Origin of the sequence: Methylocella sp., from assembly GCF_041905455.1 — a bacterium.
Taxonomy (GTDB): Bacteria; Pseudomonadota; Alphaproteobacteria; order Rhizobiales; family Beijerinckiaceae; genus Methylocapsa.
Genome location: NZ_JAYRLA010000008.1, coordinates 63,716 through 80,971, shown reverse-complemented (window position 1 = coordinate 80,971; position 17,256 = coordinate 63,716). Strand labels below are relative to the sequence as shown.

Here is a 17,256-nt window from a genome sequence, read left to right as displayed (position 1 = left end):
GGGCGTTCCACCCGTCACACCCGTCATAGTCAGCGGGCGGCGGCGAGCTTTGGCGCGCCAGTAAACCACAGACAGAATATGGAGAATATAAGATGGCCTACCACCACCCGGCCCATGGAACGATCTATTGCCGGCAGGACGTGGCGCGGACGCTCAAAGCTCCGGCGCGAGAATTTATTATGTTCCTTCACGAAATTGCGTGGACGACGCGGCCCGGGCGAAGCCGTGAAGAGGTGCATATCAATCCCCAGGTCGAAGCGCGTGGCCTTATCTGCTACCGCGACGATCATCGGCATGAAACGCGCTGCGGATCGCGCGCGACGCAACCTTATCCCTGCATCACGGGGGAGGGAATCAGCATTCTCCGGGACGCATGGCGCGCCTACCAGAAGGCGTTGAAACGCTTCCCCGATGATCGGCAGGGCGCGATAGGTGCCGCAAAGCGCGCGGGCATTGGAGCGTTCGACGAGCGGAAAGAGCGCCGAGGCAAAGCCGCATGATTTGGTATTCGACGCACGGGGGCGGCGGGGGAGTGATCCCCTGCCCTACCGTCGCCCACGCGATGGGGATACAATTTGGGGATACAAACGATTTACAGCTTTTAGTCAACTAGCTGAAATCGCTTGTATTTCAGCCCTTCAGCTTGGCGTTGCACTGGCTGTAATAGCCGCCGCCCGCCTGGATCCAGCGCAGGCCGCCGTTGGCGTTGGTCGCCTTGTTGGCCTTGTACTGGTCGAGGCAGGTCTTCATGCGCGCGCGCCCCGGCTTCTCGTTGGCGTAGGTCGCCGAGACGGCCGACGGGAACACGGCCGCGCCGGCCGCAGCCGGAGCGGCGGGGGCGACAGGAGCGGCGGGAGGCGCCTTGGCGACGGTCGGGGCCGGAGCCGGAGCGGCCGGGCTGGCCGGCGCCGCCGTCGAAGACGGCGCGGCGGCGGGAGCGGCGGGCGCCTCGCCGCGGGCTTGCGCCGCGCACTGGCTGTAGAATTGCGGCCATGTCAGCCCGCCGAGCGAGCCGGCCGCCTTCGCCGCCTGATATTTCTCGCTGCATTCCTTGCGGGTCGACTGAGCGGCCGCCGGCGTCAGGGCGTCGGCGACGAGCCCTAGGCCCGCGAGGACCCCGAGGATGGAGAACAAGCCGGAACCGGCGGTCCGGCGCGCGAAACCACTCATCGGCGCAACTCCAGGCTTTCATGCTTGAGGCGCCGGCTCACGCGACGCGCGAAAAAGTTTCCCGCGATTCGGGCGCCGCGTCAAACGTCTCCCGCGCGCTCCCGCACAGCGAAAAGCCGTCCGGGAGGACCCGGACGGCCGTTAAAATCGACTACACGAAATCGTGCGTCAGAGCTGCCCGCTCGCGGCGGCCGCGACCTCGGCGGCGAAGTCGCTCTCCTGCTTCTCGATTCCCTCGCCGAGCGCGTAGCGCACGAAGCCCTTGAGCGCGACGGGAGCGCCCGCCGCCTTCTCGGCCTCCTTGACCACCTGGCCGATGGTCTTGTTGGCGTGCTCGGCGTGGATCGAGGGCTGCTCGATCAGGCAGACCTCCTTGTAATAGGTCTTGAGGCCCGACTCGACGATCTTCTCGAGCACGTTCGCCGGCTTGCCGGCGTTCTTGTCGGCGAGCACCGCCTTCTCGCGGGCGACGACGGCCGGATCGAGCTGCGAGGGGTCGAGCGCGAGCGGCGCGGTCGCCGCGACATGCAGCGCGATGAGCCGGGCGAGCCCGGAAAGCGCGTCCGCGTCGCCTTTCGATTCGAGCGCGACGAGCACGCCGATCTTGCCGAGGCCCTCGGAGACGGCGTTGTGCACGTAATGGCCGACGACGCCATGCTCGACGCCGAGCGTCGCGGCGCGGCGCAGCGTCATATTCTCGCCGATCGTCGCCACCGCGTTGGCGATGGCGTCGGCGACGGTCCCGCCGCCCGGATAATGCGTCCCCTTGATCGCCTCGACGTCGGAGAGCCCCTTCTCGAGGGCGACGAGGGCGATCGCGCGGACGAGCGCCTGGAACTCCTCGTTGCGGGCGACGAAGTCGGTCTCGGAGTTGACCTCGACGACAGCCCCCTGCGCGCCGCGCGTCGCGACCGCGACGAGGCCCTCGGCGGCGACGCGGCCGCTCTTCTTGGCGGCCTTGGAGAGGCCCTTCTTGCGCAACCAGTCGATCGCCGCCTCGACGTCGCCGTCGACCTCGTTGAGGGCGGTCTTGCAATCCATCATGCCGGCGCCGGTCTTCTCGCGAAGATCCTTCACCATAGCCGCCGTAACGGTCGCCATCGTTCTCGATTCCCCAGAATTCATGAAGCGTCAGCGGGCGACGCGGCCTCAGGCCGCGACGAGGCTGCGCGCGAGATTGACCCAGCCGTCGCGCGCGACGCGCCCGCCGAGCTTGAGGTCGTGGTCGGTCTTCTCCGCCTGCTCGGGCGTCATCGCGGCGATCTGCCAGAAATGGAAGATGCCGCCGTCGTTCAGCTTCTTGACAACCTGCGGGCCGACGCCGGGCAGCTTGCCGAGGTCGTCGGGGGCGCCGCGCGGCGCGGTCAAAAGCTCGAACGCCTCGGCCGGGGCCTCGAAGGCCTCGGGCGCGGCGGCCTCGGCCGGCAGCTCCTCGGGAAGCGGCTCGGCCGCCTCGCCGAAGTCGACGCCGGAGTCGCCCTGGCCGCGGGCGATGCCGTCGAGCGCGGCGCGGGCGATCAGGTCGCAATAAAGGGCGATGGCGCGGCCTGCGTCGTCGTTGCCCGGGATCGGATAGGTGATGCCGTCGGGATCGCAATTGGTGTCGAGGATCGCCGCCACCGGAATGCGCAGGCGCTCGGCCTCCTTGATGGCCAGCTGCTCCTTGTTGGTGTCGATCACGAAGATGAGGTCCGGCAGGCCGCCCATCTCCTTGATGCCGCCGAGCGCCTTCTCGAGCTTGTCGCGCTCGCGCGACATCATCAGGCGCTCCTTCTTGGTGAGGCCGGCGGCGCCGCCCTGCAGCATGTCCTCGATCTTGCGCAGGCGCTGGATCGAGGCCGAAATGGTCTTCCAGTTGGTCAGCATGCCGCCGAGCCAGCGCGAATTGATGTAATATTGCGCCGAGCGCCGCGCCGCCTCGGCGATGGCGTCCTGCGCCTGCCGCTTGGTGCCGACGAGCAGCACGCGGCCGCCGCGCGCGACCGTGTCGGAGACGGCCTTCAGCGCCTGATGCAGCAGCGGCACCGTCTGGGCGAGGTCGATGATGTGGATGTTGTTGCGCGCGCCGAAGATGTAGGGGGCCATCTTCGGGTTCCAGCGGTGGGACTGGTGGCCGAAATGGGCGCCGGCGTCGAGCAGGCCGCGCATGGTGAAGTCGGGCAGGGACATGAGCTTTCTCCGGTTGAGCCGCCGCGGAGCGTGTGGGCGGTTTTCGGCCGGGCCTCGTTCCCCTGAAAAGAAACGCCCCCATAGAAAAACGCCACCGGAAGCGGCCCTTCATGCAGGGTCGCGCGATCCGCGTGTGGAATGGCGCGCTTATAGGGCCGCGCCAGCGCGAACGCAAGGGCGGCCCCGCCAAGCGGCGCCCCGGACGAGGCGCCGCCTGCTTTGGCTAGAACGGATAGTAGCGCAGGCTCCCGAGCAGGATATTTTCGCTCGCGTTCGCGGCGCCGCCGACCGCGTTGAAGCCGGTCTTCTGCGTGAAGGAATACTGCATGCCGACGCGCAGCTGGCCGAAGTCGCCCTGATAGATCTTCTGCCAGAAGCCGCCGGTGATCTGGCGCAGCCGCCTGACCATGCCGCTGCACGCCGTCGATCCCGGCGTCCAGCAGCCCGAGTTCACGAACAGCGGATTGCCGAGGCCGAAGGGATTCGCCGACCCGTCGGCGTTATAGGTCGTCGAATAGGTCGCGTTCTGCGTCTCCTGGCCCGCATAGGCGTAGAGGTCGAGGCCGGGCAGCGGATGGTAGGTGACGCCCGCAAGAAGCATGGTCTCGGAGATCGGCGCGAGCGTGCCGTTCCAGTTGAACGTGACGTCAGGCAGCTGGCCGGCGCCGTAGCGGCCGATGCCGCGGCCCGTCATTCCCGAGAATTGCGCCTCGAGCATCTTCGGCACGATGGCGACCGCGATCGATCCGCCGCCGCCGCCGCCGGAGACGTTGTAATTGTAATTGTTCACCTGCGAGTAGAAATCGCGATAGACGCCGAAGGCCTCAAGATGCACGTCGTGGCCCGCGAGGCTGGCGTCGTAGGCGACCTTGCCCAGGATGTCGGGAATGTGGTTGAGCGAGATCGCGTTGGCCGAATTGAACAGCGATCCGCCAGGAGGCGCGGCGTTGTAGACGAGCGTCGAGGGCAGCGTGTCCGCCTCCGTCCCGACCGTCGTGTAGCCGCCGAAGGTCGTCGCCGGGCTTTCGGCCGAGACGCCGGCCCAGAAGCCGCCGCCGAGCTCGCCGACGAGGCGCACCTGCGGCGTGCGCGTCCAGACGAAGCCCGGCACGTACTGCGCTTCGATCCCGAGCGGAAGAATCTCCTGCCGCGGCATGATGCCCTTGGCGTCGGCGGTGGCCAGCGACCAGGTCTGGCCGGCGAGCAGATGCAGGCCGACGCTGTCCCAGTCGGCGGCGGCGTAAAGGTGGCGCAGGCGCGGGTTGAAGGAGTTGCTCTCGTTGGAGTTCGCGGTCTGCGCGGCGCCGAGGAAATCCATCTCGGCGTAGCCGGAGAGATGGGTCTGCGGATCGACGTCGCCCTTGACGAGCAGCGAAGCCCGGCTCTGGCGCGCCGAGAAGCGGAACTCGTCGGTCTGGCCCGTCCGCACGTTGCCGTAGGGGATGTTCTGGAACGGCGTCGCGATGTCGGCGCCGACGAAGCGGCTGCGGTACACGCCTTCCATCGCCAAGAAGCCGCCCGGCGTGATGCTGACGCCGTTGATGAAGAGGCTCGGCGATCCGTTGGTCGGCATGCCGGTGACCGCGGCGCGCCGCGCGGCGACGCCATAGGCCGGCGCGCCGGTGAGCGGCGCGATGGCCACCGTCGGCATGCCGGCGCCGGAGCCGCCCGTGGACGCGGCCTGCGCCTTGGCCGCCTGGGCCTTGGCCGCCTGGGTCTTGACCGCGCTCGCCTGCCGGCGCTCCTCGCGGGCCTGCGCGTCCACTTTCGCCTCGAGCTTGCGCAGTTGCGCCTTGAGCAGCCGGATCTCCTCCGCCGTGTCGTCGGCGTAGGCGGCGACGGGCCCCAGGGCGACGCAGCCGAGGGCGACGGCGAGAACGGCTCGCCCGCGCGGCCCTCGCGCCGCAAAGGATTTGCTGGACATGATGAAAACGCTCCCCATGCGGCGTTCGTCCGCCGCGACGCGTCCGGGTAGCGGCCGCATATGTCAGGTAGCCGACTCTCAGCGATTTGAATTTTAAAGATTATTTTAGAGTTCTAGACGCGGAAGGAATAAACGCCTCGAAGCCGGTGCGCCGGCGCGCGGCAGGCGCCATAATGACGGCCACGGAGCGGATCCATGCAGCTCGACGTCGACCAGTCCATCATCGCCCGCCGCGACGCGATCGTCGCCGCCCTGAAGGCGATCGTGCCGGGCGAAGGCGTGATCGACGCCGAGGTCGGGCGACGCCCCTACGAGAGCGACGCCTTCACCGCCTACGCCAACCTGCCGCTCGTCGTCGTGCTGCCCTCGACGGTCGGCGAGCTTCAGGCCGTGCTGAAATACTGCCACGCGCAGGGCGTGAAGGTGGTGCCGCGCGGCGCCGGCACGTCGCTTTCGGGCGGCGCGCTGCCGCTTCAGGACGCGGTCCTCGTCTCGATGATGAAGTTCAACCGCATCAAGAAAATCGACTTCGAGAACCGCGTCGCCGTGGTCGAGCCCGGCGTCACCAACGCCGCCATCAGCCGCGCGGTCGACGCCGCCGGCTTCTATTACGCGCCGGACCCGTCCTCGCAGATCGCCTGCTCGATCGGCGGCAACGTCGCCGAGAACTCCGGCGGCGTGCATTGCCTGAAATATGGCCTCACCACCAACAATGTGCTCGGCGTCGAGATGGTGCTGATGGACGGCGAGATCGTGCGGCTCGGCGGCGCCTTCCTCGATTCGGAGGGCTTCGACCTGCTCGGCCTCGTCGTCGGCTCGGAAGGGATGCTCGGCGTCGTCACCGAGGTCACCGTGCGCCTCTTGCGCAAGCCGGAATGCGCGCGCGCCCTGCTCGTCGCCTTCGACTCGAGCGAGGCGGCGGGCGCCTGCGTCGCCGACGTCATCGCCGCCGGGATCATCCCCGGCGGCATGGAGATGATGGACAATCCGGCCATCCAGGCGGCCGAGGACTTCGTCGAGGCCGGCTATCCGCGCGAGGCCGAGGCGATGCTGATCGTCGAGCTCGACGGTCCGCCGGTCGAGGTCGACCACCTCGTCGGCCTCGTCGAGGCGATCGCCGTGAAGCGCGGGGCGACGCAGTGCCGCGTCTCGACGTCGGAGGCCGAGCGCCTCGTCTTCTGGGCGGGGCGCAAGGCGGCCTTCCCCGCCGTCGGGCGCATCTCGCCCGATTATCTGTGCATGGACGGCACCATACCGCGAAAAGAGCTGCCGAAGGTGCTCGCCGGCATAACCGAGCTTTCGAAGCGGCACGGGCTGCGCGTCGCCAACGTCTTCCACGCCGGCGACGGCAATCTGCATCCGCTCATCCTCTATGACGCCAACAAGCCCGGCGAGCTGCGGGCCGCCGAGGATTTCGGCGCGGATATTCTCAGGCTGTGCGTGGAAGTCGGCGGCGTGCTCACCGGCGAGCACGGCGTCGGCGTCGAGAAGCGCGACCTGATGCCGGAAATGTTCGACGAGATCGACCTCGACCAGCAGATCCGCGTCAAATGCGCCTTCGACGAGAAGCTGCTTCTGAACCCCGGCAAGGTCTTCCCGACCCTGCATCGCTGCGCCGAGATGGGTTTTATGCACGTGAAAGGCGGGGCGCTGCCGTTCCCGGACCTGCCGCGATTTTGAGGCGCCCTCCCCGGCTGGGGATTGCGGCGGCGTCCTCGCTCGGACGATCATCCCGGACAGGGCGCGCCGGCGGTTTCTTCTCAATTTGAAAGCGCGAATCCATTTTCGCCGGCGCGCCCATCCGCCCGGCCTTCTGGCGAGACGCCTTCAGACGAGGCATCGCGCGATGAGCGCGGCGAGTTCGGCCTGCCGCCGCATCCCGGTCTTCAGGAAGATCGCCTTCAGATAGGTGCGCGCCGTCTCATACGTCACATGATTGCGGCGCGCGGCCTCCTTGAGCGACCCGACGTCGACCAGCGCGAGCGCGAGCCGGGCCTCGGCCGGCGTCAGGCCGAAGGCCGCGCGCAGCGCCGCCTGCGTGGCCTCTCCTGTTGGTCGCCGCGCTTCGAACAGCGCCAGCGCGCGAGCGCCTGTGAAGGGATAGCGCGCCCAGCCATGCAGCGCGATGGCGCGCACGACATGACGCACGCCATAACGGTCGCGCACGGCCGCGACGGCGGGCGTCGAAGGATGCGTCATGCCCTGCGCCGCGGCCTTCAGAAGAAAATCGAAGCGCGCCTGACTGCGCGGGTCGCCAAGGGAAAGCATGCGCGTGCGCACGTCGATCAGCGCATCGACGAGTCCGTCCGCGAGCGCGTTGATCGTCAGCACGCAGCCGCGCTCGTCGAACACGATGCAGGGCTGCCCGATCAGCTCCAGCGCATCAGCCAGGCCGGCGACGCGCGAGAAGGCGAGCTTTTTCGCCAGCGTCGCCGCTTCCGCAAGCGGTTTCAGCAATGCTTTCAGCTGTTGCGTCTCCTCGCGCAAAAACGGCCCTTGGGCGATCGTGCGCTGAATCGACAACACCCAGCCGTCCCCCTCGGTGCGAAAGCCCAGTCCGGCGAACCAGCGGCGCCCGTGCTTAGCGAGAAAATCCTGATAATAGGGCGATCTGCGGATATCGTCCGCGTTTGTGAAGTCCTGATCGACGCCGACGCCGTTTTGCAGGATCGCCGGCACGGCGACGTAGCGATCGTCGCGCTCGTACCAGCCGCCCTTGATATAGTCGGCGGTCATCTCGTCGAGATCCGGCGATCCCAGAGGCCCCGGCAGCCGGCTGCTCAGCGAAAACAAAACCGCCCCCGCGCCGCCGGCGGCGCAGCTAACGTCGTCCAGCGCAAGCGGCCATTCGGCCGGGTCGAGCGCGGCCTGTTGCAGGCGGCGCGAAAGAAAATCAATGTCGAAAATACGCATCGCGTCCCTCGAAGGGCGCAAGTTGAGCGTAGTCTACAAGAATTTCACAGCTCGGGCGAGACGCAAGCCGCGCCTTTCGATTTAATGACGACATACGCGGCGGCGCCCCCAAACGAGGGTTTTTCGCAACCGCGAAACGGCCGATTTTCCCTCCGCATAGGGCGCTCGCAAATCACCAAAAAATCACAAGAACCAGCCTCTTGCCGCGAGCGTCCTATGCGCTCCCCATGCGCTCAATCGGCCTGCGGGCGGCGCGCGAGCAGGGCGGCGAGTTCCGCCTGCCGGCGCGTCCCGGTCTTCAGGAAGATCGCCTTCAGATAGGAGCGCGCCGTCTCATAGGTGAGGCCTGCGGCGCGCGCGGCGTCGAGGAGAGGACGGCCCGTCTCGAGCTCGCGCGCCAGACGCGCCTCCGACCGGGTCAAGCCGAACGTCTTTTTGAGCCCCTCCAGCTCCTCCTCCTCCGAAGGCCGCGGACGCTCGAAGATGACGAGGGCGCCGGCGTCGGCGAAAGGAAAGCGCGTCACGTCGTTCAGCGGCTCGACGCGCAGCGCCCGCCTGTCGCCGCCGCGCTCGCGCACGAACACGAGGCGGGAGGCCGGCGGATCGCCGAGCGCCGCCGCCACGGCCGCGTCGAACGCCGCCTGGCTCGCGCCGTCCGCGAAGGCGAGCCGGCGGCTCGCCACGTCGAGCCAGAGCGCGAGTTGCGCCTCGCCGGCCTCGTTGGCGAGCAGCGGCCGGCCGCCGCCGTCGAGCGCGACGCAGGGGCGCCCCATGAGCTCCATCGCCTGCACGAGCCCCTCGACGCGCGCGAAGCCGAGCCGCCGGGCGAGCGAGACAGCCTCGGAGAAGGCCGGCGAGAGCCGGCGCAGGCGCGCGACCTCCTCGGGCAGGAACGGCCCCTGCGCCGGCGAGCGATGGATCGACACGCCCCAGCCGCCCTCGAGCGGGAGGCCGACGAACCAGCGCCGATTATGCCGCGCGAGGAACTCCTCGTAGAACGGCGAGCGGCGCATCTCGTCGGCGCTGGCGAAATCCTGATCGACCACCGCTCCGGCGCGGCGGGCGATCGGCACGGCGCGCGCGCGAAGGTCGTGCGCGCGCCAGCCTCCCTTTTCATAGTCTTCGATAACGTCGACGAGGTCGGGCGAGGCGAGGCGGCGGGTCGGCAGCGCCCGCCTGGAATAGATGACCGCGCCGGCGCCGCCCACGCTGCGGCTCAGCGTGTCGAGCGCGCGCGGCCAGAGCGATGGATCGAAGGACGTCGCCTTGACGCTCTCAAGGACGGACTCGAAATCCCATTGCGCCATCGCAGCTCTCCGCACGCGATGGTAGAGCTTTCGGCCGGCCCCGCCAAGCCGAAGGCGCGTCAGCGGCTCGCGCGGCGGGACGCCGGCTTGTAGCCGTCCGTCAGGGTTTCGAGGAAGGCGACGACGTCGTCGATCTCGGCCTCGCTCAGCGCCGGCGGATCGCCGGGCTTGCCGCCGAACGGCGGGTCCATATTGACGTTGGCGCGGCAGCGCGCCGGCAGGTCGTCGAACTTCTCGACCTTGCCGTCGGCGCGGCGCGGATACCATTTTTCGGGCTTCGTGTCGCGCTCGACGTAGAAGGCCACCGCCTCGCGCAGGGCGCGCGCCGCGCCGTTGTGGAAGAAGACCTGGCGCAGCGCGACGTTGCGCAGCGGCGGCGCCTTGAACAGCCCGCAATACTCGTCCTTGTCCTTGAAGTCGGCGCGCTCCGGGCCGCCGAGGCCGAGATCGAAGAATTTCCGGTCGGCGTTCGCCGGAATCTTCATGTTGCGCGGCAGGCCGAGGGCGATGAAGCCGAAGTCGGAGAAATTGGGCCGCACGCCGATCAGCGGCGAAACGCTGAAGTGGCAGCTCGCGCAATTGCCCTTGGCCTCGTCGTTGAACAGTTCGAGGCCATGCTTCTCCTGCGACGAGAGCTCGACCTCGCCGGCGAGAAAGGCGTCATATTTGCTGGTGTAGGGAAAGAACTCCTCCGGCGTCTGCTGATAGGCCTGCAGCGCCTTAGCCCCGGCCTCGAGCGCGCTTTGCGGCATGGCCGGGCCGAGCGCCGCGCGCAGCTCCGCGCCATAGGCGGCCTCGATGCGCCGGCTGAGGTCGGCGCGGTCCGGATTGGCCATCTCGACCGGCGACATGAGAGGGATCAGCGCCTGCGCGCCCGCGCCGTCGACGCGTCCGTCCCAGGTGAGTCCGCCGGTCGGTCCGGCGTCGACGCTTTCGTCGCCGTCGTCGTCCGACTCATGATAATGCTCCGTGAAACGCGGCGTCGTCTGGCGATAGGTGAGGCTCGGGGCGGCGCGAAAGCTCTGCTGGTCGAGCCTGACGCCGCCCAATTGCGCCGGCAGCGCGTTCGGCGGCGAAAAGCCGCGCGCGGGATCGTGGCAGCTCGCGCAGGACATCGTCCCCGATCCCGACAGGGAGCGGTCGGCGAACATGCGCCGGCCGACGTCGGCGAGCGCCCTCGCCCGCCTGTACGCCTCGGCGCGGTCGGTCGCGGGCGAAGCTTCGACGGGTTCGGCGGCCCCGGCGGCCGGCCCCGGCGGCGCCGAAGCGGCGCGGGCGCGGAGCGCAGGGCCATGCGCCAACAGCGCCGCGGCGAAGGCCGCCAGAACGAGGCGTCCGGGCGTCGTCATCCTCATGTCGTTTCTGCTCCGGCGTCGAGGAGCGGCAAACTGCCCTTCCCGCATGACGCGCGCATGACGCCGCGGCTGGCGTCTGGAACCGGTCCAGGGCGTCAAACGCGTGTCGCACGACGCGCCTAACGGCATGCGCCATTCGGAACGTGACGCGTTGGGGGCGTTATGAGGGGCATTTTCAGGTTTTTCGCGCTGGCGGCGGGAGCCGTCGCGGCCGGCGGGGCGACGGCGCATGCCGAGGAGGCGGCGGCGCCGCAGGCCGCCGTCGACGCTCTCGCCAGGATCAAGACGGTGGTCGTGATCTACGCAGAGAACCGCAGCTTCAACAATCTGTGGGGGCTCTATCCGGGCGCCGACGGCGTGCGCAACGCGCAGGCCGCCGCAGCCTTCCGCCGCCAGAAGGACCGCGACGGCTCGATCCTGAAGGTGCTGCCGCCGGTGTGGGGCGGCCTCACCGCTCCGGGCGTGACGCCGCCGGTCACCGAAGCGCAGACCGAGAACATGCCGAACAAGCCGTTCCGCATCGACGACCCGAAGGGCTACGACGTCGGCCTCGACAAGGTGACGCGCGACCTGTGGCATCGTTTCTACCAGAACCAGATGCAAATCAACAACGGCGCCAACGACAAGTTCGCCGCCTGGGCCGACTCGGGCGGCCTCGTCATGGGCCATTACGACTCGAGCGACCTGCCGCTGTGGAAATATGCGCGGCGCTACACGCTCGCCGACCATTTCTTCATGGGCGCGTTCGGCGGCTCCTATCTTAACCACCAGTATCTGATCTGCTCCTGCGCGCCGCGCTACGCGCACGCCGACACGAGCGTCGCCAAGGGCTCGATCGCCGCGGTCAATCCCGACGGCGTCAGCCTGCAGGTCGCCTCCGGCGCGCCCCCCTCGGCGATCGACGGCGCGCCGAAATTCGTCAACGACGGCGCGATCACCCCTGATTTCTACACCGTCAACACCATGCAGCCGCCCTATCAGCCGAGCGCCGTCAAGCCGGCCTCGGGCCAGGATCCGCGCTACGCCGACCGCGGCAACGCGAGCGTGCTGCCGCCGCAGCGCAACCAGACGATCGGCGACCTGCTCACCGGCGCCGGCGTGACCTGGGCCTGGTACGGCGGCGCGTGGCAGGCGACGCTCGACGGCCAAAACGCCTCGCCGGTCCCGAACTTCCAGTATCATCACCAGCCGTTCAACTATTACGCGGCTTACGCGCCGGGCTCGGCCGCGCGCGCGGAGCATCTGAAGGACGGCGGCCTCGGCGGCGTGAAATTCATCGCCGACATCGACGCCGGCAAGCTGCCCGCGGTGTCGTTCTACAAGCCGCAGGGCAACCTCAACGAGCATCCGGGCTACGCCGACGTGCTCGACGGCGACAGCCACATCGCCGACATCCTGCGGCGTCTCGAGAAGAGCCCGCAGTGGAGGAACATGCTGGTCGTCGTCACCTATGACGAGAACGGCGGCTTCTGGGACCATGTGGCGCCGCCGAAGGGCGACCGCTTCGGCCCCGGCTCGCGCATCCCGGCGCTGATCGTCTCGCCCTACGCGAAAAAGGGCTATGTCGACCACACGGTCTACGACACGACCTCGATCATCCGCTTCCTGACCAGGCGCTACGATCTCCCCGTGCTCGCCGGCGTGCGCCTGCGCGACGCGGCGGTGAGGCGCCAGGGCGGCCAGCCGATCGGCGACCTGACCGGCGCGCTGCAGTAGGCCTGAACGGACCCCGGGCGCGACGATCCGCAAAGCAGGACGCCGGGCGTTCGCCCGGCGTCCTCCGTTTCAGCGTCCCTGCGGCAGCCCTCTACACATGCTCAACCGCGAGCACGCCGGCGATCGCCTTCAGCGCGCCGGCCGCCTGCGCCGAGACGCCGTACTTTCCCGGCAGCTTCATCTCGATCTCGCAGTCGGGCCGCTGCAGCACCAGCGCGACCTCGCCGTCGCCCTCGGCGCGCAGGCTGCGCCTGATCTCCGCCAGCGGCCCCTCGTCGGCGAGCACGATGCGCAGGCCCTTGCGCACGCGGCCCGCCGCCTTGTCGAGCGGCTCGGCCGTCAGGATGCGGGCGCGCACCTCCTCGCCCTCGACCGACGCCTGCAGCGACAAAAGCAGCGAGGCGCCCTTCTCGAGCAGGTCGCGATATTGCCGCAGCCCCTCCTCGAAGAGGATCGCCTCATACTGCCCGGACTGGTCGGAGAGCTGGACGATCCCCATCTTCGAGCCCGATTTGGTGCGCCGCTCGGCGCGGTCGAGCACGGTCGCGGCGAGCCGCCCGTTGGCCGCCCCGAGCTTCACGGCGCGCGAGAAGCCGGCGAAGGTCTGCACGCGCAGACGCTCCAGCACGGGGCCGTAGGCGTCGAGCGGATGGCCCGACAGGAAGAAGCCGACGGTGTCGAACTCCTTCTGCAGCCGCTCGGCCAGCGTCCACGGCGCGGCCCTCGCCAGCGGCAGACGGTCGGCCTCGCCGCCGCCGAACAGCGCCGACTGTCCGGCGCGGCGCTCCTCGTCGCGCCGCTGCGCGGCCGCCATGATCGCGTCGATGGTGGCGAAGACGCGGGCGCGGTCGCCCTCCATGTCGTCGAAGGCGCCGGCGCAGACGAGGCATTCGAGCATGCGCCGGTTGACCGCGCGCGGGTCGAGCCGCCCGGCGAGGTCGGCGAAATCGGCGAACGGGCGCGCGCCGCGGGCCTCGACCAGCGCGCGCGCCTGCCCGTCGCCGACGCCCTTGACCGCCGAGAGCGCGTAGCGGATGGCGAGCGCGCCGTCCGGCGACTCGAACACCTCGAAATCGGCGCAGGAGCGCTGGATCGAGGGCGGCTCGACCTTTCCCCCGTGGCGGCGCGCCTCGCCGGCGAGCTCGGCGAGCTTGTCGGTCGAGGCCTTGTCGAGGGTCATCGAGGCGGCGAGGAACTCCATCGGATGGTTCGCCTTGAACCAGGCGGTCTGGTAGGCGATCAGCGCATAGGCCGCGGCGTGGCTCTTGTTGAAGCCGTAGTCGGCGAATTTGGCGAGCAGGTCGAAGATCTCGCTGGCTTTTTGCGCCGGAATGCCGCCGTCCACGGCGCCGCGCAGAAAGCGCTCGCGCTGGGCGTCCATCTCCGCCTTGATCTTCTTGCCCATGGCGCGGCGCAGGAGGTCCGCCTCGCCGAGCGAGTAGCCGGACAGGATCTGCGCGATCTGCATCACCTGCTCCTGGTAGATGACGACGCCGAAAGTCTCCTTGAGCACGCCCTCGATCCGGGGGTGGATGTAGTCCGCCTCCTCCTCGCCGGCCTTCACGGCGCAATAGCGCGGGATGTTGGCCATCGGGCCGGGCCGGTAGAGGGCGACGAGGGCGATGATGTCCTCGAAGCGGTCGGCGCGCATCTCGACGAGCGCCCTGCGCATGCCGGCGCTTTCAAGCTGGAACACGCCGACCGTCTCGCCGCGCCCGAGCATGGCGTAGGTTTTTTCGTCGTCGAGCGGGATTTTTTCGAGCTCGACCACGATCCCGCGCTTCTTCAGGAGCCTCACCGTCGTCGCCAGCGTGGTCAGCGTCTTGAGGCCGAGAAAATCGAACTTCACGAGGCCCGCCGGCTCGACCCACTTCATATTGAACTGGGTCGCCGGCATGTCCGATTTCGGGTCGCGGTAGAGCGGCACGAGCTCGACCAGCGGCCGGTCGCCGATGACGACGCCCGCCGCATGGGTCGAGGCGTTGGAGTAGAGCCCCTCGAGCGTCTGGGCGATCTGCAGCATCTTGGCCACACGCGGCTCGGCCTGCGCCGCCTCCTTCAGGCGCGGCTCGCCCTCGACCGCCTGCTTGAGGCTGACGGGCGCGGCGGGGTTCTGCGGCACCAGCTTGGCGAGCCGGTCGACCTGGCCGAGCGGCATCTCGAGCACGCGGCCGACGTTGCGCATCACGCCGCGCGCGAGGAACGAGCCGAAGGTGATGATCTGCGCCACGCGGTCGGCGCCGTAGCGCTGGCGCACATAGGCGATCACCTCGTCGCGCCGGTCCTGGCAGAAGTCGATGTCGAAGTCCGGCATCGACACGCGCTCGGGATTGAGGAAGCGCTCGAACAGCAGTCCGAAGCGGATCGGGTCGAGGTCGGTGACGGTCAGCGCATAGGCGACGAGCGAGCCCGCGCCCGAGCCGCGCCCCGGCCCGACGGGAATGCCCTGCGCCTTGGCGTATTTGATGAAGTCCGCGACGATCAGGAAATAGCCGGGGAACTTCATCTTCCCGATGACGCCGAGTTCGAAGGCGAGCCGGTCGCGGTAGTCCTGTTCGCTGAAGCCCTCCGCCGTCCCGTGCGCCGAGAGGCGCGCGCGAAGGCCCTCTTCGGCCTGCCGGCGCAGCTCGGCCGCCTCCTCCTCCTCCGCGCCGCCCGCCGAGAAGCGCGGCAGCAGCGGCTTGCGCGTGCGCGGGCGGAAAGCGCAGCGCCGCGCGATCTCGACGCTCGCGTCGCAAGCTTCGGGCAGGTCGGCGAACAGGGCGCGCATCTGCCCGCGCGTCTTGAAGCGATGCTCGGGCGAGAGCTGGCGGCGCGAGCCGTCGCCGAGCACCGTCCCCTCGGCGATGCAGATCAGCGCGTCATGCGCCTCATAGTCTTCAGGCGCCGCGAAATAGGGCTCGTTGGTCGCGACGAGCGGCAGGCCGCGGCGATAGGCGAGGTCGACGAGGCGCGGCTCGACCTCGCGCTCGGCTGGCAGGTCGTGGCGCTGCAGCTCGACATAGAGCCGGTCGCCGAACAGCGCCTCGAGCGCCTGCGTCCGCGCGACCGCCTGACGCGGACGCGCGGCGGCGAAAGCCCTGTCGAGCGGGCCGCCGGGACCGCCGGTCAGCGCGATCAGGCCCGCGGCGCGCCCTTCGAGCCGCGCGAGGGCGACATGGGGCTCGGCGCCCGGCGCCGGATCGAGCCAGGCGCAGGAGACGAGCGCCATCAGGTTGCGGTAGCCCTCCTCGCTCGCGGCGAGCAACGCGATCCGCGCGCGGCCTGCCCCGGTCTCCTCGCCGCGTGCGGCCATCAGCGCGCCGTCGCCGAAGTCGACCGCGAGCTCGGCGCCGACGATCGGCTGGATTCCCTCCTTGGCGAGCTTCTCGGAGAACTCCAGCGCGCCGAACAGATTGTTGGCGTCGGTGACCGCGAGCGCCGGCATGGCGTCGGCGAGCGCGAGCTTGACGAGCCGCCCGACGGTCATCGCGCCCTCGCGCAGCGAATAGGCGCTATGGACGTGCAGATGGACGAAGCCGGCTTGCGCCGGCGCTACGACTTTGGTCATGGGCGGTCCAGGGCGCGCCGGACGGTCGCGGCGCCGGCGCAGCCTAGCAGCTTCGCCGGTCGATTGGCCGTGGCCGCGGCGTTGTCCCCGCCTTTCGCGCCGTGGTCCCACGCGCGAGGCCTGGCGAAATCCCGCATTTGGGTCACGACTGCCTCCGCGAAACGGACGATTCGTGCTATAACGCCGCAGCTTAACTTTCCGCCGGAGCAGATCCATGTCGCTCACGCAACCCATCGACGCCGCCGACGCCGCTTCGCCGCAGACGGGATGGCGCACGGTCGAGCCGATCGAGGTCTGCCGCGCGGCGATGCAGCGCCGCCCGTTCCTGGCGAAGCACCCGCTCGCCGAGCATCCGCTGTTCACCGTGGAGGCGTTGACCAGGGTCGCGGAAGCCGCCGCCAAGCGGCCGGGCGACCTCTGGGCCGACGCCGGCGACCTGTCGCTGACCGACAAATGGGGCTCCGTGCCCGAGCCCGACATGCCGATCCCGCAGCTGATCGACCGCATCGAGACGGCGGGCGCGTGGATCGTCATGAAGCATATGGAGGTCGATCCGCGCTACCAGGAGGTGCTCGACGGCTATGAGCGTTTCGCGCGCGAGGTCGCCGGCCCCGAGCTCTCGAGCCGGCTCTCCAGCGCCGAGATGCTCGCCTTCGTCACCTCGCCGCGCCGCAAGACGCCCTATCATTTCGACGCCGAGATGAATTTCATCGTCCAGATCCACGGCGGCAAGGACGTCTGGGTGTGCGACCCCAACGACCGCAGCGTGACGACGGAGCGCGAGATCGAGGAATATTACGGCAAGACGATCTCGGCCGGCACCTACAAGAAGCGCGCCGAAGAGGTCGCGCAGAAGTTCACGCTGCTTCCCGGCGACGCGCTGCACGTGCCCTCGCACGGCGCCCACTGGGTGCAGAACCACGACGGAATTTCGGTGACGCTCAGCCTCAACATGGAATATTCGCACTGGCGCTGCGCGGACATCTATTTCGCCAATTACCATCTGCGCCGGCTCGGCCTGTCGCCGCGCGCGCCCGGACGCTCCTGGGCCGCCGACGTCGCCAAGGGCGCGACGGTCGGAACGATGCGCGTGGCCAAGCAGGCGGCCAAGCGGGCGCTCGGCCGCTGAAGCCGCCGCCGCGACAGTATCGC

12 protein-coding genes are annotated in these 17,256 nt (G+C 69.1%); 4 read left to right on the top strand and 8 right to left on the bottom strand.

Annotation, left to right across the window (positions count from 1 at the left end; all coding sequences use genetic code 11):
* The first annotated feature begins 92 nt into the window (after positions 1-92).
* Entirely contained in the window at positions 93-500 is a 408-nt protein-coding gene (locus tag ACE3OG_RS08680) for a hypothetical protein (protein WP_374307676.1), read from the top strand.
* Between the two features lie 130 nt (positions 501-630).
* On the opposite strand, the gene ACE3OG_RS08675 is transcribed toward ACE3OG_RS08680, so the two are convergent.
* The 4 genes from ACE3OG_RS08675 to ACE3OG_RS08660 form a co-directional block, all read right to left on the bottom strand.
* Complete coding sequence (locus ACE3OG_RS08675) at positions 631-1,170, bottom strand: hypothetical protein (RefSeq protein ID WP_374307674.1); 540 nt, start codon at positions 1,168-1,170, stop codon at positions 631-633.
* 168 nt (positions 1,171-1,338) lie between these two features.
* A complete protein-coding gene (tsf, locus tag ACE3OG_RS08670; RefSeq protein WP_374307672.1) occupies positions 1,339-2,271 on the bottom strand; it encodes a translation elongation factor Ts in 933 nt (310 codons plus the stop codon).
* A gap of 48 nt (positions 2,272-2,319) precedes the next feature.
* Positions 2,320-3,339, bottom strand: a complete 1,020-nt coding sequence (locus ACE3OG_RS08665) for a 30S ribosomal protein S2 (protein WP_374307670.1) — start codon at positions 3,337-3,339, stop codon at positions 2,320-2,322.
* A gap of 223 nt (positions 3,340-3,562) precedes the next feature.
* Positions 3,563-5,263 (bottom strand): hypothetical protein, encoded by a 1,701-nt coding sequence (locus ACE3OG_RS08660; protein WP_374307668.1) that lies wholly within the window; start codon positions 5,261-5,263, stop codon positions 3,563-3,565.
* A gap of 195 nt (positions 5,264-5,458) precedes the next feature.
* Between ACE3OG_RS08660 and ACE3OG_RS08655 the strand changes: the two genes are divergently transcribed.
* Complete coding sequence (locus tag ACE3OG_RS08655; RefSeq protein WP_374307666.1) at positions 5,459-6,943, top strand: FAD-linked oxidase C-terminal domain-containing protein; 1,485 nt, start codon at positions 5,459-5,461, stop codon at positions 6,941-6,943.
* A gap of 147 nt (positions 6,944-7,090) precedes the next feature.
* Here the strand turns inward: ACE3OG_RS08655 and ACE3OG_RS08650 are convergent, their stop codons facing one another.
* The 3 genes from ACE3OG_RS08650 to ACE3OG_RS08640 all read right to left on the bottom strand — a co-directional run bounded on the left by ACE3OG_RS08650 (position 7,091) and on the right by ACE3OG_RS08640 (position 10,838).
* Positions 7,091-7,999, bottom strand: a complete 909-nt coding sequence (locus ACE3OG_RS08650; RefSeq protein WP_374307663.1) for a helix-turn-helix transcriptional regulator — start codon at positions 7,997-7,999, stop codon at positions 7,091-7,093.
* 410 nt (positions 8,000-8,409) lie between these two features.
* Positions 8,410-9,483 (bottom strand): helix-turn-helix transcriptional regulator, encoded by a 1,074-nt coding sequence (locus ACE3OG_RS08645; RefSeq protein WP_374307661.1) that lies wholly within the window; start codon positions 9,481-9,483, stop codon positions 8,410-8,412.
* 59 nt (positions 9,484-9,542) lie between these two features.
* Positions 9,543-10,838 carry a cytochrome-c peroxidase gene (locus ACE3OG_RS08640; RefSeq protein ID WP_374307659.1) on the bottom strand — a complete coding sequence of 432 codons (1,296 nt, stop codon included), beginning with the start codon at positions 10,836-10,838 and terminating at the stop codon, positions 9,543-9,545.
* Positions 10,839-11,000: 162 nt separating this feature from the next.
* Here ACE3OG_RS08640 and ACE3OG_RS08635 point away from each other — a divergent pair, with 162 nt between their 5' ends.
* Positions 11,001-12,554, top strand: a complete 1,554-nt coding sequence (locus ACE3OG_RS08635) for an acid phosphatase (protein ID WP_374307657.1) — start codon at positions 11,001-11,003, stop codon at positions 12,552-12,554.
* A gap of 91 nt (positions 12,555-12,645) precedes the next feature.
* Here the strand turns inward: ACE3OG_RS08635 and dnaE are convergent, their stop codons facing one another.
* Positions 12,646-16,104, bottom strand: a complete 3,459-nt coding sequence (gene dnaE, locus ACE3OG_RS08630; protein ID WP_374307655.1) for a DNA polymerase III subunit alpha — start codon at positions 16,102-16,104, stop codon at positions 12,646-12,648.
* A gap of 214 nt (positions 16,105-16,318) precedes the next feature.
* On the opposite strand from dnaE, the gene ACE3OG_RS08625 reads away from it, so the two are divergent.
* On the top strand, positions 16,319-17,233 hold the full coding sequence (locus tag ACE3OG_RS08625; protein WP_374307653.1) for a cupin-like domain-containing protein: 915 nt from the start codon (positions 16,319-16,321) through the stop codon (positions 17,231-17,233).
* Positions 17,234-17,256: the final 23 nt, after the last annotated feature.

Bases quoted from the DNA above. Each gene is read 5' to 3' on its own strand.
- ACE3OG_RS08680 (WP_374307676.1), top strand. From the start codon at position 93: ATGGCCTACCACCACCCGGCCCATGGAACGATCTATTGCCGGCAGGAC.
- ACE3OG_RS08675 (WP_374307674.1), bottom strand. From the start codon at position 1,170: ATGAGTGGTTTCGCGCGCCGGACCGCCGGTTCCGGCTTGTTCTCCATC.
- tsf (WP_374307672.1), bottom strand. From the start codon at position 2,271: ATGGCGACCGTTACGGCGGCTATGGTGAAGGATCTTCGCGAGAAGACC.
- ACE3OG_RS08665 (WP_374307670.1), bottom strand. From the start codon at position 3,339: ATGTCCCTGCCCGACTTCACCATGCGCGGCCTGCTCGACGCCGGCGCC.
- ACE3OG_RS08660 (WP_374307668.1), bottom strand. From the start codon at position 5,263: ATGTCCAGCAAATCCTTTGCGGCGCGAGGGCCGCGCGGGCGAGCCGTT.
- ACE3OG_RS08655 (WP_374307666.1), top strand. From the start codon at position 5,459: ATGCAGCTCGACGTCGACCAGTCCATCATCGCCCGCCGCGACGCGATC.
- ACE3OG_RS08650 (WP_374307663.1), bottom strand. From the start codon at position 7,999: ATGACCGCCGACTATATCAAGGGCGGCTGGTACGAGCGCGACGATCGC.
- ACE3OG_RS08645 (WP_374307661.1), bottom strand. From the start codon at position 9,483: ATGGCGCAATGGGATTTCGAGTCCGTCCTTGAGAGCGTCAAGGCGACG.
- ACE3OG_RS08640 (WP_374307659.1), bottom strand. From the start codon at position 10,838: ATGAGGATGACGACGCCCGGACGCCTCGTTCTGGCGGCCTTCGCCGCG.
- ACE3OG_RS08635 (WP_374307657.1), top strand. From the start codon at position 11,001: ATGAGGGGCATTTTCAGGTTTTTCGCGCTGGCGGCGGGAGCCGTCGCG.
- dnaE (WP_374307655.1), bottom strand. From the start codon at position 16,104: ATGACCAAAGTCGTAGCGCCGGCGCAAGCCGGCTTCGTCCATCTGCAC.
- ACE3OG_RS08625 (WP_374307653.1), top strand. From the start codon at position 16,319: ATGTCGCTCACGCAACCCATCGACGCCGCCGACGCCGCTTCGCCGCAG.